This is a genomic window from Lampropedia aestuarii (assembly GCF_004803635.1).
Lineage (GTDB): Bacteria > Pseudomonadota > Gammaproteobacteria > Burkholderiales > Burkholderiaceae_C > Lampropedia > Lampropedia aestuarii.
Map to the genome: position 1 here is coordinate 236052 of NZ_SSWX01000001.1, position 22172 is coordinate 258223.

Sequence of the window (22172 nt, forward strand, 5' to 3'; positions counted from 1 at the left end):
ATGAAACGTTTGCACCTGCCCATACTCACCTGCGCTTTGGCGCTGCTTTGCCACCCAGCTTCATGGGCTGATCCGCAATCCGATGATGTATTGGGCAGTTTTATTCTGTTTCAAAAAGACGCGCCATCAGGCGCTCTGCTAGGTGCCCGCCACAAGGCCAGCATGCAGGCCTTGCTGGAGGACGAAAAGCCCCGCTTGAGCTTGTTGGGTGCCAACCAGAAGTTGCCAGCGAACGAGGCCACCTCGCAAGAAGTGGTCAGCTACAGCAAACCCTCTATGCGCATAGATTCGCGCACGCTGATGATGTCGGATGTGGTGGTGACTGCGATGGGCTATCTTGGCAAACCCTACGTGTATGGCCAAAGCTCTTTGGATGGTGGCTTTGATTGCAGCGGCTTTGTGCTCTCACTGTACGAACGCTCAATGGGCCACACGCTGCCGCGCACGGCTGCCCAGCAAGCAAGCGCCACCAACACCATCGCCCGCAGTGACCTGGAGCCGGGCGATTTGGTTTTTTTCAATACCCTCAGACGCCAGTTCAGCCATGTCGGCATCTACATTGGTGAGGGCCGCTTCATCCACTCGCCACGTGCAGGCGCATCGATTCGCATCGAAAGCATGAGCAGCTCGTACTGGCAAAAACGATTCAATGGCGCAAGACGCGTGATCCCCGAAGAATCGATGCGTGTTGCCAGCAATAGCCAATAACCAATAGCCCAAGAAGTCAAAGAACAGCAGACGATGCAAGCTTCCCTAGGGAAGCTTGTGTTTTATTTGCCACTCTTGATTCCAAACAATTGCAAAAATTGCTCAGTTTGCTGGCGCACCTGCTCTTGCATTTGCTCTTGTGCTTTGACAAAGGTCTGGCGGCTTTGCTCGGTATAGGCCTCCATCGAAGGCGCCATCGCTGGCGGGATGACGGGCTGCGAAAAGGCTTGGAACTGGCCCCACAATTCAGGTGGCATTTGGCGTGTTTGCTCAGCCCATTGTGACTGCATCTCCGCCATCGCCTGGATGCTCTTTTCCATGTAAGCGCCCATAAAGCCTTGCATGGTGTGGCCATAAAAACGAATCAAATGGGCCAGCACGGTTTCGCTGAAAATCGGCGTGCCGCCCACTTCTTCTTCCAAAATGACCTGCAGCAAAATGCTGCGCGTGAGGTTTTCGCCCGTTTTGGCGTCAACAATCAGCACGTTCTGGCGGTCAATCACCAATTGCTTGACATCGGCCAGGGTGATGTAGGTCGAGGTAGACAAATCGTAGAGCCGACGATTTGGGTATTTCTTAATGACTCGTCCATTGAAGTGGCTGTCTTCCGATTCCGTTTTCTTGCGAGTCACCATGCCTTAGGCCCATCCTGTTGAATATTTTTAATGGTTCGATTCTAACGATGCAGACCTTCAAAAAAATGGAGCAAAACCCTTGGGTAACCCGCATCCTCCCTCACGCCGGCCCGATCGACAAAAAGAAAAAAACTCATAGTTACAGCACGCTAAGAACCTGTTTCCAATCTTAGCGAACGCTGCGCAACTGCCTATTGTCGCCTGTGCGCAGCCTCGACCGATCTGCTTTGCCAGTCTTTTTCGCCCATGGCAACGGCTATGGGCGAAAAAGACGCCTCGCAATCCATCCCGAAACGCACGCATCCCTGCCACGAAGGTGTTGCAGCGTCTCCCTCACGCTGGCTTAAAAGTCGGCGCTCACAGACAGGTAGTAAGAGCGACCGGGCTCGTTGTAGGTATTGGCACCAGCACCATAAATGGTGCGCGGATTATTCACCCCTACCGCATTGCCCTCGCGGTACAGGCGCTTGTCGAACAGGTTATTGACACCGGCCGACAAACGCACAGTCTTGCTCAGTGCGTAGTAGCCACCAACATTCACCAGCGCATAAGCGCCACGTGCACGGGCTTCTTCCCCCTCGAGCAGCAAGCCCTGGAAATCATATCGGTTGGGCTTTTGCTTGCCAAACAAGGTGGTGCTGGCGTGCAAGCTCAGAGTCGAGTTCACAGTCCAGTTCAGGCGCGAATTGACGGTGTATTTGGGGATGATGGAGAGCTGCTCATTGGTACTCTTGTTTTTAGAGTCGATCATGTAGGTGAAGTTATTGCTCCACTCCCAGGCTGGGTTGATCCGCCAATTCAGCGTGCCTTCGAGGCCGGAAATCACCGCCTTGGGCACATTGCTCCAATGGAACACATCCGCACCAGCGTACGCCCCCGTGCCGCCAGTGGCGGTGCCAGAGGCGGTTTTACCGGCTTCAATCTTGTTGCGGTAGTCGTTGTGGAAATACGTCAACCCCGCCAGCCAGCGCTCGCCTGCGTACTCAATGCCCAGCTCTTTGTTCAGGCTCGTCTCGGCCTTCAAGTCAGGGTTGCCTTGCAAATAGCAGGCTCCACCACCGCCCCAGCAGCCAATGCCACGGCTATACAACAAGTAATTGGGATTGCTTTGGTACAAGTTGGGGGCCTTGTAGGCCCGCGCGACACCGGCCTTGATCGACCACTGCTCGCTGAGGAAGTGCGAGACATTGAGCGATGGACTCCAGTTGACTCCGACTTCGCTGTGGTGGTCCACCCGCACACCGGGCGTGAGCAAGGTGTTTTGCGTCAGCGCAATATTGTCTTCGACAAACACCGAGGCAATCGTTGCAGAGGACTTGGAGCTGCGGCCCGTATTGTCCAAGCCAGGCACACTGCCCCCCTCGGTCGTGGTTTGTGTGACCGAGTTGCGGTCATTGAGCTGCTGCCTGACCCACTCGCCTCCGACAGTGAACACATGTTCCATGCCAGCCAGATTAGCGCGGCGGCTCAACTCGGCGTGAGCGGTGTAGCTGTCCAAGTCCGAAGTACTGTAATTGTCGCTAGAGAACAAGCCTTCGGTGCCGCCTGCCAAGCCTTCGTCAAGGCGTTTATTGCGGGTTTTCTCGACCTGAAAAAAGGCCAGCGACGAGCCCAGCGCATACGTGCCCTTGTGGGTAATCGCCGCAGTCTGGCGGTACATCGTATTGGTTTCATGGCCCAGGTTGTCGAGTACGCGCTGGGAAGTGGCAACCAGCTCGCCATTCGCATTGACGGTGTAGTTATTGGTATTTTGCGTATCGCCTGCATAAATATTGCCCTGGCGGCTGAACGAAGCGTCAAAGTCGATCACATGGCCGGCAGCCGGCTTGAGGCTCAAACGCCCCGAGACATCGCGGTTGCGCACACCTTCACGCCCTGCAGGATAAGTGCCGGTATAAATTCCGGTGCGGGTCGACGCGTGGCCCTTGTTGATATCCCAGGCATCGGCATCGGTTTTGGCCGCGTTCATATTGATGCGAAAGCCCAACTGCTCAGAGATCGGGCCGGCCAGTCCCAAACTGGCGCGGCGTGTGTCTCCATCGACCGAGGATTCTGGAATTTCGGTATACACGCTGGCATGGCCCTGGAAACGGTCAGGAATACCTTTGGTGATGATGTTGACCGCACCGCCGGCTGCGCCGTTGCCATAGCGTGCAGCGGCTGGGCCACGCAGCACCTCGACGCGCTCGATCGCCTCAATCGGCACCCAGTTGCTGTCACCACGCGTATCGCGCTCGCCGCGCCAGCCATAACGCACGGAGTTGCGGCTGGAGACAGGCTTGCCATCGACCAGGATCATGGTGTTCTCTGGCCCCATGCCGCGGATGTCGATCTGGCGGCTATTGCCGCGCTGGCCACTGCTGGAATTGCCGGTCAAGTTCACCCCCGGCTGTTTGCGCACAATGTCGGACAAATCCTTGATGGGCGGATCTTGCAAATCATCGGCAGTGATGATCGACACCCCAGGCGCTTGCTTGATAGCGTCCTCAGCCGTTCCCAGTACCTGCACCTCAGACAATTCGGCGACCTCAGCCGCCGTGGTGTGCGCCCAGCCCGTCGAGCCAAGCAACCCGATGGCCGAAGCCAGCGCGATCTGAGTCATTACAGCCTGCGCGCGATCTTGTTTTTGCAATGCAGCCACGGTGTCCATCCAGAGAAATGTTAAAAATCATGGATTTTACGCTAATAACAATCATACGCATTTATAAATCGAACTGAGTACAAACCGCATACGCTGCGCATCCACAACGCCTATGCGCCAAAGCCACGCCACTTGTGTATGCTGCGCAGTCAATGCATTTCTTATTGCCCCGCCATGCCTATCCGCTGCAAGCATTTACTCTCTCCCTGTTCTAACGTCTGGCGTTCCATGCTCCAGCGCTCTGGTCTTTGCATGACTGGGGCGTTGGTCTGTGCCCTATTGACCACCACCTCCGTCTGGGCCAAAAACGACACCATCGGAACCGTTGACACGGCCTTCAAACTGCTGGGGCGTGACCACGACATCATTGTCGAAGCCTACGACGACCCTGCCGTGCAAGGCGTGACCTGTTATGTTTCACGTGCGCGCACCGGCGGCATCAAAGGCAGTCTGGGACTGGCCGAAGACCGCGCCGAGGCCTCGATCTCCTGCCACCAAGTCGGCCCGATTCAAATTACGCAGGCAATCCCCAAGCAAGAGCAAGTGTTCAGCGAACGCATTTCTTTGCTCTTCAAGCGTTTGCGGGTTGTGCGCATGGTCGACATCGAGCGCCATACGTTGGTCTACCTGACCTACTCGGACAAGCTCATCGATGGCTCGCCACAAAACAGCGTCACCGCCGTGCCGATTGGCCGCGAAACACCGATCCAACTGAAAGATTGAAGTATTGAAGCCGCGCTGGCCAGAACCAACACACCACAGCGGCGGCACTGCCAACTTTTCACCCTTCTACTGAATGATTTGCCATGCCTAGCGACACCTACCTCCTGGCCTTGGACCAAGGCACCTCCAGCTCACGCAGCATCGTGTTTGACCGGCAAGGCCAGATCCATTCGTTGGCGCAGCAAGAGTTGCCGCAAATCTACCCCAGCCCCGGCTGGGTTGAGCATGATCCGCAACTGATCTGGCAAACGCAGCTGAGCACCGCCCAGCAGGCGCTCAAACAATCGGGCCTGACTGCTGCACAAATCAGCGCCGTAGGCATCACGAACCAGCGCGAAACCACCGTGCTCTGGCATAAACAAACCGGCCAGCCGTTGCACAACGCGATCGTCTGGCAAGACCGCCGCGCCGAACCTGCCTGTGCGGCCTTGCGCGCAGCAGGGCATGAAGCACGTATTCAACACAGCACGGGCCTGCGCATTGATGCGTATTTCTCCGCCACGAAGCTGCAATGGCTGCTACAACACCTACCAGGCGCGCGCCAGCTGGCAGAGCAAGGGCTGCTTGCGTTTGGCACCGTGGACAGCTGGCTGATCTGGAATCTGACCAAAGGCGCCAAGCACGTCACCGATGTCAGCAATGCCGCACGCACGATGCTATTTGATATTCGGCGCAACGCCTGGGACCAGGAGCTGCTGGACTTGCTGGGCATTCCCTCGTCGGTCCTGCCGCAAGTGCAGCCCTCTTCCAGCGATTTTGGCCAGGTGCATCCAGCATGGCTGGGTGCCAGTTTGCCGATTGGCGGCGTCGCCGGTGACCAGCAAGCCGCATTGTTTGGCCAAGCCTGTTTTGACAGCGGCATGATCAAAAACACCTACGGCACAGGCTGTTTCATGCTGATGCAGACCGGCGCGCAATTCGAGCTCTCGGGCAACGGCCTGATCACCACCAGCGCAGCACAAACCAGCCAACAAGTGCAATACGCACTCGAAGGCAGTGTCTTTGTTGGCGGCGCCGTCGTGCAATGGCTGCGCGATGGCCTCAATGCCATTCACACCAGCGGTGATGTACAAAACCTGGCCGAATCCGTGCCTGACAGCGGCGGCGTGATGATGGTGCCGGCCTTCACTGGTCTGGGCGCGCCCTACTGGCAGCCTGAAGCGCGCGGCACCATCACTGGCATCACTCGTGGCACCAGCATCGCCCATATTGCCCGCGCAGCGCTGGAGAGCATTGCCTACCAAAGCACGGCACTGCTCGATGCGATGAGCCGCGACGCATGCCAGGCCGGCGCCAAACCCGTCTCGCAACTGCGGGTCGATGGCGGCGCCAGCGTGAACAATTTGCTGATGCAATTCCAGGCTGACTTGCTCGGCATCCCCGTGCTGCGCCCGCGCATAACCGAAACCACCGCACTGGGAGCTGCCTGGTTGGCTGGTTTGCAGGCAGGGGTTTATGCCAACACCGACGAGCTGGCCCAGCTGTGGCAGCCCGAGCGGCAGTTTCTGCCCACAATGGGCCGTGCGCGTGCGCAAGAACATATGCAACAATGGGACCATGCGGTGCGGCAAGCCACCGCCGCTTGAACCATCCCCGAGCAGGCGATGGCTCTGTATGGCCGCCAATCACCCTACAACCTGGCAACAAACGACTAAGCCTGTGCAATTTTGACGGCCTGCATAGCCCAACAGGCAGGCAGTGCTGCTATATTGAGCCCCCATGAAACCACGCAATTTCATCAATTTCTGCCGCGTCTGCGGTCATGCCGTAGAGCACCGCATCCCCGATGATGGCGACACACGTGTTCGCGCTGTCTGTCCTTCGTGCCACACAATCCTCTACGTCAACCCGCTCAATGTCGTAGGCACGGTGCCTGTGTGGCAAGACAAGATCTTGCTGTGCAAGCGCAATATTGAGCCACGCATGGGCAAATGGACATTGCCAGCAGGTTTCATGGAACTGGATGAAACCACCGCCGAAGGCGCCGCCCGCGAAACGCGCGAAGAGGCAGGCATTGAGGTCAAGATGGGCGCGCTCTTTAGCATGGTCAGCGTGCCGCGCGTCGGCCAGGTGCATTTGTTCTACTTGGCGCACATGCACAGCCCGGAGGTCGCCCCTGGCCCAGAGACTCAGGAAGCGCAATTGTTTGGCGAGCATGAGATTCCGTGGGAAGAACTGGCCTTTCACACCACCCGCGTGACTTTGGAGCATTTCTTCGCCGACCGCAAAAAAGGCCAATTTCTATTGCACGACGAAAGCCTTGAATAAACCCAAGCGGCCCGCAAAGGGGCCAGCGGCAGAGCAAGCCCCAACAGCACCAGATGCAACACACCTGCAAAAAAGACCTGTTTGAATGGATCAAACAGGTCTTTTCATTTGCGCTTTTCATTTGCGCTTTTCATTTGCGCTTTGCGTTACTTGGCGGTTTGGACTTGTCAATCCAGCCTGTCGAAATACTTGTTTACGATCTTTTTGCAGTCGCGCAAGGCACAAAAAAAACATTGCAAGGCGCCTGTTGCAGCCCATACGTCGGCATGCGCCGAACAAACAACGCCGCAATGCACTTTTTTGGAGCCCCAACGCGGCTGCGTGGAGACGATGAACTGGCTTTTAGCTGAAATGTTCAATAAAAACTGGCTGGCTGACGCCTTGGCGTAAACACCAATCACTTATGTCCCATAGGCGATTGTGAGCAGCCAGCGATGTCCTATAGAATCGTTTGGTGAAATAGCACGATCGTTCTATTCAATACCACCATCTCGTGCGTTTGCTGCTTCGCCATTGAACACACTGACATCCATTACCACTCAAGGAGACCTCATGACGGCTGAATACAAAGTGCATGATGACATCGCCATCATCACTCTGAACAACCCACCTGTGAACGGTTTAGGTTTTGCCACGCGCAAAGGCATTGTCGAAGGGGTCGAACAGGCCCTCAATGATGCCAACGTCAAAGCCATCGTCATCACAGGCGCTGGTAAAGCCTTCAGTGGCGGCGCAGACATCACCGAATTCCGCAAAGAAGCTGCGTTCCGTGAGCCGAATTTGCACGGCGTCATTCAAGTCATAGAGAACGCCAACAAGCCGGTGGTCGCTGCGATTCACTCCGTGGTGATGGGCGGCGGTCTGGAGCTGGCACTGGCTTGCCACTACCGTTTAGTCGCTGCGGGCACCAAGGTCGCCTTGCCTGAAGTCAAGCTGGGCCTGCTGCCTGGCGCTGGCGGCACACAACGCCTGCCACGCGTGATTGGCGTGGAAGCTGCGCTGAACATGATTGTCAGCGGCGAAACCGTGCCAGCCGAGCTGCTGATGAGCGCGCCTGGCCAAAAACTGTTTGACGAGCTGGTCGATGCCGATGACGACCTGCTGCAAACCGCAATGGGTTTTGCCAAGTCGGTCGCGCACGTCAAAGACCTGCCCAAAGTACGCAATCTGCCTTGCAAACACCCACAGGCAGAAGCCTATTTTGGCTTTGCACGCACAACGGTGGGCGCAATGGCCAAAAACCTGCCAGCTCCGCTCAAATGCCTGGAAGCTGTAGAAGCGGCCACCAAGCTGAAGTTCGATGCCGGTCTGGAAAAAGAGCGCGAGCTGTTCATCAACCTGATGTGGACGCCCGAGTCACGCGCTTTGCAGCACCTGTTCTTTGCCGAGCGTGCCGCATCCAAGATTGACGACGTACCAAGCGATACGCCACTGCGCACGATCAAAAAGGTCGGCGTGATTGGCGCAGGCACAATGGGCGGCGGCATCTCGATGAACTTCCTCAATGCCGGCATTCCAGTAACGATTCTGGAAACCAAACAAGAAGCGCTGGACCGCGGCATCGCGACAATCCGCAAAAACTACGAAGCGCAAGTCAAAAAAGGCAAACTCAAGCAAGACAAATACGAAGAGCGCATGGCGCTGCTGACGCCATCGCTGAGCTACGACGACCTCAAAGACGTCGACCTGGTGATTGAAGCCGTGTTTGAGGAAATGGGCGTGAAAGAGCAGGTGTTCACCAAACTCGACAGCGTAATCAAGCAAGGCGCGATCCTGGCTTCGAACACGTCGACACTGGATCTGAACCAGATTGCGTCTTTCACCAAGCGTCCGCAAGACGTGGTGGGCATGCACTTCTTCAGCCCGGCCAACGTGATGAAATTGCTGGAAGTTGTGCGCGGCGAAAAAACGGCCAAAGACGTGCTGGCCACCGTGATGGCGCTGGCCAAGAAAATCAAGAAAGTCGCAGTCGTCGCCGGTGTGACCGATGGTTTTATCGGCAACCGCATGATCGAGCAGTACAGCCGCCAAGCCGGCTTCTTGCTCGACGAAGGCGCATCGCCACAACAAATCGACAAGGCCGTGGAAAAATTTGGCTTTGCAATGGGTCCATTTCGCATGGGCGACTTGGCCGGCAACGACATCGGCTGGGCGATTCGCAAACGCCGCGCAGTCGAGCAGCCTGATCTGCGCTACAGCAAAACCGCTGACCTGCTGTGCGAGAAAGGCCGCTACGGCCAAAAGACTGGTGCCGGCTGGTACGACTACGAACCAGGCAAGCGGGAGCCGATTGTCAACCAGGAAGTGCTGGACATGATCGATCAATACCGCAAGGACGCAGGCATCACACCGCGCAAAATCAGCGACGATGAAATCGTACAACGCCTGGTGTTCTCACTGGTCAATGAAGCCGCACACATTCTGGAAGAAGGCTTTGCGCAGCGCGCCAGCGACATCGACATCGTCTACCTGTACGGCTACGGCTTCCCGTTCTACCGCGGCGGCCCCATGAACTACGCCAATGAATTTGGCCTCTTCAATGTGGTGGAGACCATGAAACGCTTTGCCAAAAATCCGCACGACGATGCCGATTTCTGGCAGCCCGCGCCGCTGCTCAAGCAGTTGGCCGCCGAAGGCAAGCAGTTCCAGTAAACCCATCCATTCCCGCCACCGGCCCTGCGCAAATGCACACATGCCAGCCATGGCCGGCGGCTCGTAACAAAGGAATTCATTCATGACCTCCGCATTGATCGTCTCCACCGCGCGCACTCCCCTCACCAAGAGCTGGAAGGGTGCACTGAACATGACCTATGGCCCGACCATGGGCGGCCACGTTGTCAAACACGCTGTCGAGCGTGCTGGCATCGAAGGCGCTGAAGTCGAAGATGTGATCATGGGCATGTCGCTGCCCGAAGGCACCACCGGCGGCAACGTCGCGCGCCTGATTGCCACCCGCGCTGGCCTGCCAGTGACCACCTCGGGCCTGACCATCAACCGTTTTTGCTCATCGGGCCTGCAAAGCATTGCCTTGGCCGCGCAGCGCATCATCGCAGGTGAAAACGATGTGCTGGTCGCTGGTGGCCTGGAAAGCATCTCCTGCGTGCAAACCAATCTGAATATGCACATGGCAGTCGATCCAGAACTGATGGCGATGAAGCCAGAGATTTACTGGAACATGCTGCAAACGGCCGAGCAAGTGGCCAAACGCTACAACATCGGCCGCGAAGCCATGGACGAGTACGGCGCAGCCAGTCAGCAAAAAGCCTTTGCCGCGCAACAAGCGGGCAAATTTGTCGACGAGATTGTGCCCATCACCACCATCATGGGCGTGGCCGACAAAGTGCGTGGTTTGATGAGCAAGCAAGTGACGGCCTCGCAAGACGAGGGTATTCGCGAAGGCACGACCAAGGAAGGCATTGCCGGTTTGCGCTCAGCCCTGCCAGGTGGTTTGATCTCGGCCGGCAATGCCAGCCAGTTCTCTGACGGCGCAGGCGCTTGCACCCTGGTCAGCGAAGACTATGCCAGCCGCAAAAACCTCCAACCACTGGGTCGCTTTTTAGGCTTTGCGGTGGCCGGATGTGAACCAGACGAAATGGGCATTGGCCCGATATACGCCATTCCTAAGGTGCTGAAAAAACTGGGCCTTGGCATTGATGACATCGACCTGTGGGAATTGAACGAAGCCTTTGCCGTGCAAGTGATTTACTGCCGCGACAAGCTGGGCATTCCGAACGACAAACTCAACGTCAACGGCGGTGCGATTGCCTTGGGTCACCCGTATGGTGTGTCAGGCCAGCGTTTGACCGGCCATGCCTTGATTGAAGGCAAACGCCGTGGTGCCAAAAAAGTCTGCGTGACCATGTGCATTGGCGGTGGCATGGGTGCTGCCGGCATTTTTGAAGTGCTGTAAACGCCCAGCCGCCAATCTGCCATAACGCATAACCCCCAGGCAAACAGCCTGGGGGTTATTTTTTTTCCTGGTCGCACACCAACCCTGCGTGTGGCGTGTAGCGTGTGAAATTGGCTGCCAGCCACAAGCAATACCGGTGCTGGCAATGAATAAGCCCTCCGTTTGACGGGAGGGCTTGGCACTTGTCAGAGGGGCCAATCAAGGCCCCTGCAACCTCAAGATAGTCGAGGATTTTAGGCGCGGTGCAGTTTGCGTGCTCCCAAACCGATTGCCAACAAACCCATCAACCCCGCCAACAAGGCATTCCATGGCAGCGACCCCAGCGGCACAGGCGTGAGCACAGGGGGCACCAGTGGGTGTGTGGTTTCACAATCCTCAGGACTTGGCGAGCAAGAGGGCGCAACAGGGTTGGGCTGGCCAGGATCACCACCACCCGTACCACTGACGCTGTTGTTCACCTCGATTCTGGCTCCGCTGTCCACAGTGGCGGTGTAGCTGACTGTATGCACCCCGTCGACAGCACCTGCAGGCAAAGTGAAGGTATTGTCCTGAGGATCGTGGACAAAACCACCGGCTGAAGTGACCTCGACAAACGTCAGGCCAGTGCCCAACTGGTCGGTCAGCACCACAGGACTTTGTGTTGGACCGTTGGTCACCTCGACCGTGAGGGTGTATTCCAGCGTATCGCCGGGCTTGACCATACTGCCAGGCTCTGGCGTGGCCGTTTTACTCAGCAGCATCTCGGGATTCACCGGGTGGCGGGTCTCGCAATCATCTGGCGCGCAAACCGGGTTGCTTGGGTTCGGATCATCTGGATTACCCCCGCCTGTCCCGTCGACGCTGTTGTTCACACTCACTGAGGCATCTGCATCTACTGTTGCCGTATAGCTGACGCTATAGGTGCCAGTAGCTGCACCTGCAGGCAAGGTGAAACTATTGCTAGACTCGTCGTGCTCAAAGTCGCTACCAGGCACCACGGCATCGAAGCTCAGGCCATTGCCAAGCGTGTCTGTGAGCACTACATCACTTTGCGTCGGGCCATTGATCACCACCACACTCAAGGTGTAGGTCACGGTCTGGCCTGCAGCCACTGCCGTGCCCGTAACGGGTGAAGCAGTTTTGGACAGATGCACTTCTGGCTCAATCAAGTGGGTGGTATCGCATGCATTGGGTGCACAGCTGGGGTCACTGGAGCCTGGTCGGTTGGGATTGCCACCGCCTGTTCCTAGAACGCTGTTGTGCACTGACACACTGGCACCAGCCTCCACCTTAGCGGTGTACGTGACGCTGTGTGTACCAGAGGCGGCACCCGCAGACAAAGTGAAGGTGTTCGCGCTCGGATCGTGTGTAAAGCCTCCAGCGCTGGTCACCTCATCAAAGACCAGGCCAGGGCCTAAGGTATCGGTAAGAACCACGTCACTTTGTGTTGGCCCATTGAGGACTTCCACCGTCAATGTGTAGGTCAAGGTATCGCCTGGCACCACTTCCGTCCATGATTCTGGCACCGAAGTTTTGCTCAGCAACAACTCTGGCTCGACCGGGTGGCCAGTGGTGCAATCTCCAGGTGCGCAAGTCGGCACACTTGGGTTAGGTGAGTTTGGATTGCCCCCACCTGTGCCTGCAACCGTGTTATTGACTGATACCTCGGCATCCGCATCCACACTGGCCGTGTAACTGACGCTGTAAACCCCTGTCTCAGCCCCAGTCGGCAAGGTCAATGTTCTGTCCTGAGGATTAAAGATAAAGTCACTGCCAGGATTGACCTGCACAAATGTCAAACCCTCTCCCAAGGTATCCGTGAGCACCACCGGCGTTTGAGTTGGTCCGTGCAAAACCTCTACTGTCAGGGTGTAAGTCAGCATCTGGCCAGCGACAACAGGTGTGCCTGAAACCGGTGCGGCTTCTTTGCGCAGCAACACCTGCGGCTCAACGGGGTGGCGGGTTTCACAGTAATGGTCCTCATCTGGCATGCAAATCGGCCCAGGATAATTAGGGTCACCAGGTACGCCACCGCCTGCTCCAGTCACACTGTTATTGACCGCAACACTGGCGTCTTGGCCAACGCTCGCTGCATAGGTGATGGTGTATTCGCCGCTAGGAGTTCCAGCCGGCAAGGTAAAGCGCAACTCAGGCCCCGCTCCGTCCGCAGGGATATCGGTAAATGGTGATGAATCACCAACGACACCGGTATAAGTCAAGCCCTCGCCCAGCACATCAGTGATGATGACATCGCTTTGAGTCGCGCTGAACACCACATTGACAGTCAGCGTATAGGTGAGAGTAGTGCCAGCTTTGACCTCAGTGCCGGGCGCGGGTGTCGCGTCTTTGCTGAGCAACACAGCAAATTTGATTGGGTGCTCTGTCTCGCAGACTGTCTCGCATTCCGGCCCCGGATAGTCAGGCACCAATGGTGAGCCGCCGCCTGTGGCCTCGACAGCATTCGACACAGAACCTGTCGCATTGGAATCCACTTCGGCTTGGTAGCGGATGCTGTAGAACCCGGTAGCAGTGCCCTCAGGCAATATGTATGTGCCTGGCGTGCTTCCAGGCTCAAATGGCGAATCCAGTACTTCACTGCCTGCGACCATGGTCAAACCAGGGCCTTGACTGTCTACGACCTCAACATCACTGAACGTCGGGCCGTTGACCACTTCCACGCGAATGCTGTAGCCGATCACATCACCAGGCTCGACCGGAGTGCCAGAGTCTGGATCGGCATCTTTGTTGATCAACACCGCATAGTCCAGCGGGTGGGTGGTGGTGCAAGCACCAGGCGCGCAGACCGGGTTGGTGGCGCCTGGGTCATCAGGGTGCCCTCCCCCAATGCCAGAGACACTGTTGTTTACCGATGTAACCGCATCATCGAGCACCGTGGCGGTGTAGCTAATACGGTAGGTGCCACTGCCCGTGCCCGCAGGCAAAATCGCAGAGTTGGGCGTCGGGCCCGCAATGAATGGACGGAAATCGCCGACCAAGCCACCAAACTCCAAGCCTTGGCCCAGGTTATCTGTCAGCACAATATCGCTGAGCGTGGGGCCGTTGATGACTTCCACCGCCAGCGTATAGGTCAGCACCTCGCCTTTATTGACCGCAATGCCTGATGCAGGCGCTGCCGTTTTGCTCAGGTTCACTTTGGGCTGCAGCTCATTGCGGAAGGTACACAGCAGGCCATCACCGGGCTGTAAATCCACCTCGAATGTGGTGCCAAAACCGGAGGGCGTTTGACCGCCTGGCAGGCTATTGGTACATGCGTAGGTGCTTACATAATCGGCCAGATTGGTAGTTCCGCGGGCCGCTTCTGAGACAGTGAACACCTCACTCAAATCTGCCGTTGTGATCGTGGCTTGTTGCACCGGCGCATTGGTATTGCCGGTAGTGGTCGCGGCATTTAGGCTGGTACCCGAGCGCGAAATATCCAGTAAAAACTGGTCACCAGGCAGGATGCGGCCATTTGGCAGTCGTTTTTGCACAGTCAAACTGGCATTGAGTGTGTTGGCGATCGTGCACACCACGCTGGAGCCGCGCTCTGCCGAAGGGGTGGGCATGGTGATCGTCCCAGGCAAGCTGGTGCCGCTGCCTACAGGCGTATCGCCATTGGCAGTGTCCACGCACTGCCAACTGCGCGTGTAATTGGCAAAATCAGTGGTGCCTGAGGACACTTCGTTGAGCGTTAGCTGCGTGCCATCAATCGCCAGGAGCGGGCCAACCATGGCAGTCTGAATCCCTGTGGCCACGCCGCTGGTCGTGGCGACTTGGTACTCTTCAAGATTGACGCTCGGCAGCCCGCCTCCTGTGAGCTGCAGCGTAAATTGATCAGAAGCCGAATAGCGCCCTTCTGGCACATCCTTGCGCAGGCTAATGGTATTGCCCCCTGCACATGAGCCCAAATCGACAATAACACCTCCCCTTGAAGGGTGGGTTTCTTTGATATCAAGCTCTTCTCCTGTCAATGGGTCAATAAACCGCAACACACCTCCTGTCGCGCTGCCGGGAGGAGATGCGCTAACCAGCAGCGTTCCGTTAGCGCTGAATGCAATTCCATTGCTATTCACCGCGAGATCTGAATTCAACTCTGAGATGATGGTTGCTGGCAATTCCACATCGCCGGCGCTAGTTGGTACTTGCCCAACCCGATAAATACGGTTATTGGGTGGCGGTAGATTCTGATCACCTGCCACTAAAAACAGGTTGCCAGAACTGTCAAAAGCAATATCACCATTTCCACCATAAATATTGGTGATCCTGCCAACTTAAACGGCAGCGATTGCGGGTGTATCCGGGTTGTAAGCGTATAAAAAAAATACATTGCCAGCTGTGTTTGGCGCTGCAATGTAAAACCAACCATTGACAGGATTAACAGCGCCTGCAATGAATCGAGCCATACCAGGCTGGAGTTGGGGTGCAGCAGAGCTGGAGCTGACTTCATCCAATAGCGAGTCATAAACTATCACCGACCCCTGTGGGCCGCTGGCCGTCGTTTGTCTGGCAATGTACGCGTACCTTCCCCCTGGACCAATTCCCAAAGGGTTGACGCCGGCATAGCCAATACTGCGTACAAACTCCGTATTTCCCTGATCATCTATAGAGTAAAGATCCCCTCCGTTGGTCACTCCATATACCGAGCTGCAAGTGAATGGCGTCTCTTGCGCCGCAGCTTGGCTGGAATAAAGACTGGCCGCCAAGCCCAAGGCAAGGCCCAAATGGCTGGCCGCGGTTTTCAGCATCTTGCCCCAACGACGCAGCTTGAGTGCCGCCGGTGCTTGCGATGGGGGGCGTGCTCTGGGCACTTTGGAATGAAACAACATCTGAACGCTCCTCACTTGCTAAACAAACATGAAGTCGTCTGCATGAATCGCATCACAGCTGGGATGTAATGAACTGCACAGTGCCAATGCCTTGCCTATGGCACTGCCAATTACTAGCGAAAGCAAAGCCAGTTGCCCACCTTCGAGGCCAACAAGCGCCCACCTAGTTATGCGTACATGCAACGGAAGTTTTACCCTCTTGTTCTGTGCCTCTGGTCACGGCACTGCTACACACTGACTTGGTAACTATTGGAGTTTATGCAATTCACAAAGTATCTCAAAGTCAAATAATGCAATAAATACACAAATTAGCAACATTTGGCATTATTGGCACAGGTATCTGCAACCCAGTGTTTGGGTGTCTTGGTGTAGCGCTATAAACGTTTGGTGGGGGCTTGAGCAGCATCAGCGTCACAAGCGATATGGTTCAGCCACCGCTAGAGCTGCCAGCTGCCAGCGGTTGGCGCTTGGCCTGCACATGCGCAATCTCAAAGCGTGCCCAAAGCGCCGATGCCTGGCAGGATATTGACACTATTTGCCCAGCGCCGCAATACAACAGATTCAGGCTTTCGAGTCCGCCAACTTTCGAGGCCTGCCGGGTTTGCCCGGCCCAACCCGGCGCTCCACCCGCTCGGACATGTCCTGCACAAAATGCGGGCTGCCCAGCAGCCAGCCGCCCATGGCACTGTGCTCGATGCTCTCAGTCAAGGTACTGCCAATACCAGCGCCGACCAAGGCCTGGTAAGCCGCTTCGCGACCAAACGGGGTGTCGGCCAATTCCCAGTACAGCGGGTGCGGGCTGAGCAGTTTGCGGTGCTCGAAACCGCTCCAGTGCCGATGGCTGGACCATGCATAGTCTTTGGGTTGCTGCGCCTGGCCTGCACGCACCGGCATCCAGTCCAGCAAGGTCATCACCGCCAGCACATAGGGCGAAGGCTGCATCGGGCCGGCGCGAAACCGCCCTTCCCACAAGGTGCCAAAACGTTGGTAGCGTTGGTTGAAATAGCGCACATAGCGCCGGCCCAGGCCTTGCATCAGGCGACTGAGCACCGCGTCGGTTTGCGGGGTCAACAGCAAATGGATCTTGTGGTCCAGCAGGACATACGCATGCAGCTTGATGGCCTGGCCCTGCAGTTGCTCTTGTAGCGCATCCAAAAAAAACTCGTAGTCCTGACTGTCAAGGAACACCGACTGCCGGTTGATGCTGCGCAGCACCACATGGTGGGGAAGATCGGGAATAACCAAGCGCGGCAATCGTGCCATGACATCCTCAGTGCAGTATCAAGATTTAGACAATAGCGGCAAAGCGGCGCGCAAGCAGTTCCTGCAAACCCATTTCCTCGGCAATGTGGTGCATCCGCTCCCTGGCGCTGCGCTTGGGCTGGCCGGTTTTACGGGCAATGATCAACTCGTTTTTCATGCTGTGCTCCCAGCCAATCAATTCGGTGACGGTCACCTGGTAGCCACAGGCTTCCAAATACAGGCAGCGCAGCACATTGGTCAGGTGGCTGCCCAGTTCACGCGTGTGCAAGGGGTGGCGCCACAACTCAGCCAGCGGGGTTCTGGCCAGATTCATCGCCTTGTTCGTGCGCATGTGCGCGGCTACCTCAGCCTGACAACAGGGCACCAAGACCATGGCCTTGGCGTTTTTGGCCAAACCAAAAGCGATGGCATCGTCGGTGGCGGTATCGCAGGCATGCAGCGCCGTGACAATGTCCACTTGCGCAGGCAGCAGCGGGTGCTCGACGCTGTCGGCAACTGCAATGGGCAAGAAGTCCATGCGCTCAAACCCTTGGCGCTGGGCCAGGGATTGCGATTGAGCCACCAGCTCAGGGCGAAACTCCACGCCCACCACGCGCCCACGCCCCAGTGGCCGCAGCACCAGGTCATACAGCATAAAGCCCAAATACGATTTGCCAGCGCCATGGTCGACCAAGGTGGGGCATTGGCCGTTGCAGGCCATTTCCTCAATCAAGGGCTCGATAAAGCGCACCAGGTGCAGCACTTGTTTGAGCTTGCGGCGTGAGTCCTGGTTGAGCTTGCCTTCGCGCGTCAGGATATGCAATGCCTGCAGCAACTCCACTGAAACGCCTTCGTCCAAACCCAAATCGGCCAACGGGTTGCTGGCTTGGGCTGGCTTGGCTGCAGCGCGTGGCTTGCCGGCTGCCCCCTTGTGTTTGCCTTGGCTCATGCTTTGTCTGCTCCATAGGCGATGCCCAGTTTGCGCAAGCCTTCCAGACCCAGCTCTTCGAGCTTGTCGATGTTGCGCTCAAAAATCGCACTGGCATCGGGAAAGGCTTCAACCGCCAGGTCAATGCTGTCTTCGCGCAGCAAATGCAAGGTCGGGTATGGGGCGCGGTTGGTGTAGTTACTGACATCGCCCGCCTCAGTGCCGGCAAACTGGTAGTTCGGATGGAAGTCAGCGATTTGCAACTGGTCCGCCAAGTTCAGGTGCTCCAGCAAGGCGTCGGCATCGTCGAGAAAATCATTGAAATCCAGAAAATCCTGCAGCACATAGGGCACGATCAGCAGTGTGGTGTCACGCTGCTCAGGCGGCAGATCGGCCAAGGTGATCAACTCCTTGGCCAGGTCTTTGAGTAAACTGCGTGTATCTTGCGCCTGGCTAACGGTGTAATGCACCAGGCCTTTGGTTTGTACGGCTTTGGCAAACGGGCACAAATTCAGGCCGATCACGGCCGTATCGACCCAATGGCGGGTGGCTTGCACCATCGCCTCGGTGCTGGCGGCCTCGGGCTGCGGCAAATTGGAAGAAGACTCTGCGTCAGACATAGTGGTCATGTGGGGCAATCGTGGCTGATTGATGCCATCGCTGGGCTTGCCAGCCTGCATGCGTGGCGTGTTGATACAAGGTAACTGAAGACAAACAAGCGGGCTTCAGGGGTAGACCATTGTGACACCGGCCCCCCCATTGACTACGCGCAAGGCATGCAAGGCGGCATCGCTGGGGTAAATGGCCTGGTTGGGCGGCATCAGCAAATCGACTTTGGCCGAGCCTTGTGCGGCTTGGCAGTTCAGGTGCAAACGCAGGCGCACACCGGTTTTGCGCGGCGGTGTGCCATCGCTTTGGGCTTGCTCATCAATGTCAGGCGCTGGCGGCGGGCGGTGGTTGTCCAACCATTGGCTCAGTTGCTGCATGCTCTGCTGTTGCTGCGTTGGGTCGGCCTGGCTCCAGTCGAGCATCAGCCAGCGGCCAAATGCACAGCGTGCGGCCGCCAAGTCCATCACTTCCTGCACATTCAAGCGCGGCTCAAAACCATTGCGGCCTGCCTGGTAGCGCACATTGAGCACCACCAATTCATCGTCTTTGATGCGGTCAGCGCAGGCGGTCATCATCGCGTCGTCCATCGTCGCCTCGATGCTGGCGCTTTTGTCATCCAGCGTGAAGATATGGATCTTGCCGCGGTTGCCATTGATCGAGCGCAGGCCGCTGATGATGCCGCTGACGCGCTGCGTGTCGCGCGTGTCCTCCAAATCGGCAATCGGCACTTTGGCAAACTGCCGCACCTCGGACTCATACTCGTCAAACAAATGGCCGGAGAGGAAAAAACCCAATGCGGCTTTTTCATTGAGCAACTGCTCGCGAATGCCCCAGGGCATGACCTGGGCCATGTCAGGCTCTTGCGCACTGGCGCCAACCGCATCGTCGCCGAGCATGTCAAACAAGCCACCCTGGTTGGCATTCGCATGCTGCGTGGCCGCCCATTCAAATGCGGTGTCCAGCGTAGCCGACAGCGAAGCCCGGTTCGGATTGATCGAATCAAACGCGCCAGCACGGATCAGCGCATCCACGGTGCGTTTGTTGATTTTGTGCTTGTCCACGCGCAGGCAAAAATCAAACAGGCTCTTGAAGGGCCCAGCTTGCTTGCCTTTGTCATTCTCGCCGCGGCCTTCACGCGCAGCCACAATCGCTTCAATCGCCGCCTGGCCCGTGCCTTTTACCGCGCCCAGGCCGTAGCGGATCTGCTTGTCGCTGATGGGCTCAAAGCGGTAAGCGCCGTGGTTGACATCGGGCGGATCAAAACGGATACCGAATTTCTGCGCATCTTCCAGGAGCACCTTGAGCTTGTCGGTGTCGTCCATCTCGATGGTCATGTTGGCGCAGAAGAACTCGGCCGTGTAATGCACCTTCAACCATGCAGTGTGGTAGGCCAGCAGCGAGTAAGCAGCGGCGTGCGACTTGTTAAAGCCGTAGCCCGCGAACTTCTCCATCAAGTCGAAAATTTCATCGGCCTTGGCTTCTTCAATGCCGTTTTTGGCCGCACCTTCGCGGAAGATCAGGCGGTGCTTGGCCATCTCCTCGGCTTTTTTCTTGCCCATCGCGCGGCGCAGCAAGTCGGCGCCGCCCAGCGAGTACCCCCCCAAAATCTGCGCCGTTTGCATCACCTGCTCTTGGTACACCATGATGCCGTAGGTTTCTGACAGCACGGGCTCGACCAGCGGGTGCGGGTACTCGACGTCTTCCTTGCCGTGTTTGCGCGCCACAAACGACGGGATCAGATCCATCGGCCCTGGTCGGTACAAGGCGTTGAGCGCAATCAGGTCTTCCAAACGGCTGGGCTTGGCCTCTTTCAACATGCCCTGCATGCCGCGGCTTTCAAACTGGAACACGGCCTCGGTCTTACCGTCCTGGAACAGCTTGTAGGTTGGCCAATCGTCCAGCGGCAGCTTTTCAAAGGCAAAGTCTTTTTGCCCTGGATGGCGCGCCACAATGAACTGGCGCGCCAACTCCAGAATCGTCAGCGTCGCCAGACCCAGGAAGTCGAACTTCACAAGGCCAATCGCCTCCACGTCGTCCTTGTCATACTGGCTCACCGCCGATTCGCTGCCAGGCTGCTGGTACAGCGGGCAAAAGTCCGTCAGCTTGCCTGGCGCAATCAGTACGCCCCCGGCGTGCATGCCGATGTTGCGTGTCAGGCCTTCGAGTTTTTGCGCCATTTCCACCAGCGCTTTGACCTCTTCCTCGTTCTCAATGCGCGCGGCCAGCATCGGCTCAGCAGCAATCGCGTATTTTTCTTTGTCTGCTTCGGACACATCCGCCGGTGGGTACTGGATCGTGACCGGCTTGCCGGGTTTGTTCGGAATGAGCTTGCTGATGCCATCGCAAAAGCCATAGCCCATGTCCATCACCCGGCCCACGTCACGAATCGCTGCACGTGCTGCCAGTGAACCAAAGGTCGCGATCTGGCTGACCGCATCGCGGCCGTATTTTTGTTTGACATAGTCAATCACCCGGTCACGGTTGGACTGGCAAAAGTCAATGTCAAAGTCGGGCATCGAGACCCGCTCTGGATTCAAGAAGCGCTCAAACAGCAGGTTGTATTGCAGCGGATCCAAATCGGTAATCAGCAATACATAAGCAACCAGCGAGCCTGCTCCCGAACCACGCCCCGGCCCAACCGGGCAACCATTTTCCTTGGCCCACTGGATAAAGTCCGACACGATCAGAAAATAGCCGGGAAAGCCCATGTTCAGAATGGTCGTCAGCTCAAACTCCAGGCGCTCAACATAGCGCGGCCGCTCGGCGTCGCGCTTGGCAGTGTCTGGATACAGCAAAGCCAAGCGGTCTTCCAACCCGGCAAACGAGACATGGCGGAAATACTCGGGCACCGTCATGCCATCGGGAATCGGAAAATCAGGCAATTGCGGCTTGCCCAGCACCAGGTCGATGTTGCAACGCTTGGCAATTTCTACCGAGTTGGCCAGCGCCGAGGGCAAATCAGCAAACAAGGCCTGCATTTGCTCCGTGGTTGTAAAGTATTGCTCGCGGGTAAAGCGGCGTGGGCGTTTTTGGTCGCCCAAAATCTCGCCCTCAGCAATGCACACGCGCGCCTCGTGCGACTCAAAATCATCGGCCTTGAGAAACTGTATCGGGTGCGTGGCCACCACCGGCAAGCCAGCCTTGCTGGCCAATTGCACAGCCTGCGTCAGATGCGCCTCATCCTCTTTGCGGCCAGCACGCTGCACTTCCATATAAAAGCGCTGCGGGAAGATGCGCGCCAAGGCCATCGCGCGCTCAAACGCCTGCGGGAAATCACCGCGCAACAAGCTCTGGCCGATTGCGCCCTGGTGCGCACCGGACAGGACAATCAGCCCCTCGTTGTATTGCTCCAGCTGCGCCATGCTGATCTTGGCCTCACCCCATTCTCGGCTGTTGTCGGTCCAGGCCAGTGACAGCAAAGCGTTCAAGCTCAAATACCCTTGCCAATCCTGCACCAGCAGCAGCAAGCGGCTGGTGGGCTCGCCTGCAGCGCCTGCAACCGCCACATCGGCGCCCAAAATAGGCTTAACCCCTTTGCCACGGGCCTTGGTATAGAGCTTGAGCGCGCCAAAAAGATTGTTAAAGTCGGTAATGGCCAAGGCGGGCTGACCGTCTTTAGCGGCTTTAGAGACCGCATCGGCAATGCGGGTCGTTCCGTCAACAACGGAGAATTCAGTGTGCAAGCGCAGGTGTACAAACATAG

General features: G+C 57.1%; 15 protein-coding genes. 7 read left to right on the forward strand and 8 right to left on the reverse strand.

Translation table 11 applies throughout. The features are described from left to right. Complete coding sequence (locus E8K88_RS01015; protein WP_240754252.1) at positions 1 to 708, forward strand: C40 family peptidase; 708 nt, start codon at positions 1 to 3, stop codon at positions 706 to 708. A 62-nt stretch (positions 709 to 770) separates the two neighbouring features. Here E8K88_RS01015 and phaR read toward each other — a convergent pair whose 3' ends face one another. After that, entirely contained in the window at positions 771 to 1343 is a 573-nt protein-coding gene (gene phaR / locus E8K88_RS01020; protein ID WP_136404769.1) for a polyhydroxyalkanoate synthesis repressor PhaR, read from the reverse strand. 343 nt (positions 1344 to 1686) lie between these two features. Further along, positions 1687 to 3945 (reverse strand): FepA family TonB-dependent siderophore receptor, encoded by a 2259-nt coding sequence (locus tag E8K88_RS01025; protein ID WP_136404770.1) that lies wholly within the window; start codon positions 3943 to 3945, stop codon positions 1687 to 1689. Between the two features lie 291 nt (positions 3946 to 4236). Here E8K88_RS01025 and E8K88_RS01030 point away from each other — a divergent pair, with 291 nt between their 5' ends. From E8K88_RS01030 to E8K88_RS01055, 6 genes are all read left to right on the forward strand, one after another. Continuing rightward, a complete protein-coding gene (locus E8K88_RS01030; RefSeq protein ID WP_136404864.1) occupies positions 4237 to 4707 on the forward strand; it encodes a CreA family protein in 471 nt (156 codons plus the stop codon). Between the two features lie 83 nt (positions 4708 to 4790). Then, a complete protein-coding gene (gene glpK / locus E8K88_RS01035) occupies positions 4791 to 6293 on the forward strand; it encodes a glycerol kinase GlpK (protein WP_136404771.1) in 1503 nt (500 codons plus the stop codon). 133 nt (positions 6294 to 6426) lie between these two features. Further along, positions 6427 to 6975 carry an NUDIX hydrolase gene (locus E8K88_RS01040; protein WP_136404772.1) on the forward strand — a complete coding sequence of 183 codons (549 nt, stop codon included), beginning with the start codon at positions 6427 to 6429 and terminating at the stop codon, positions 6973 to 6975. 53 nt (positions 6976 to 7028) lie between these two features. Further along, a complete protein-coding gene (locus tag E8K88_RS01045; RefSeq protein ID WP_136404773.1) occupies positions 7029 to 7325 on the forward strand; it encodes a hypothetical protein in 297 nt (98 codons plus the stop codon). Between the two features lie 202 nt (positions 7326 to 7527). Next, complete coding sequence (locus tag E8K88_RS01050) at positions 7528 to 9627, forward strand: 3-hydroxyacyl-CoA dehydrogenase NAD-binding domain-containing protein (protein ID WP_136404774.1); 2100 nt, start codon at positions 7528 to 7530, stop codon at positions 9625 to 9627. Positions 9628 to 9709: 82 nt separating this feature from the next. Continuing rightward, positions 9710 to 10885: an acetyl-CoA C-acyltransferase gene (locus E8K88_RS01055; protein WP_136404775.1), complete on the forward strand. Its 1176-nt coding sequence runs from the start codon at positions 9710 to 9712 to the stop codon at positions 10883 to 10885. A 233-nt stretch (positions 10886 to 11118) separates the two neighbouring features. Here E8K88_RS01055 and E8K88_RS01060 read toward each other — a convergent pair whose 3' ends face one another. The 6 genes from E8K88_RS01060 to dnaE form a co-directional block, all read right to left on the reverse strand. After that, on the reverse strand, positions 11119 to 14853 hold the full coding sequence (locus E8K88_RS01060; RefSeq protein ID WP_136404776.1) for a DUF11 domain-containing protein: 3735 nt from the start codon (positions 14851 to 14853) through the stop codon (positions 11119 to 11121). 282 nt (positions 14854 to 15135) lie between these two features. Next, complete coding sequence (locus E8K88_RS01065) at positions 15136 to 15690, reverse strand: hypothetical protein (RefSeq protein ID WP_136404777.1); 555 nt, start codon at positions 15688 to 15690, stop codon at positions 15136 to 15138. 561 nt (positions 15691 to 16251) lie between these two features. After that, positions 16252 to 16953, reverse strand: coding sequence for a transposase (locus E8K88_RS01070; RefSeq protein WP_136404778.1), 702 nt, complete (start codon positions 16951 to 16953; stop codon positions 16252 to 16254). Between the two features lie 25 nt (positions 16954 to 16978). Continuing rightward, the gene (locus tag E8K88_RS01075) at positions 16979 to 17881 is read right to left on the reverse strand and encodes a class I SAM-dependent methyltransferase (protein ID WP_136404779.1); all 903 of its coding nucleotides are present in this window, start codon (positions 17879 to 17881) and stop codon (positions 16979 to 16981) included. Beyond that, positions 17878 to 18480, reverse strand: a complete 603-nt coding sequence (locus E8K88_RS01080) for a DUF1415 domain-containing protein (RefSeq protein WP_136404865.1) — start codon at positions 18478 to 18480, stop codon at positions 17878 to 17880. Before E8K88_RS01080 ends, E8K88_RS01075 begins: the two co-directional genes overlap by 4 nt. A gap of 105 nt (positions 18481 to 18585) precedes the next feature. Then, complete coding sequence (dnaE, locus tag E8K88_RS01085; protein WP_136404780.1) at positions 18586 to 22170, reverse strand: DNA polymerase III subunit alpha; 3585 nt, start codon at positions 22168 to 22170, stop codon at positions 18586 to 18588. Positions 22171 to 22172: the final 2 nt, after the last annotated feature.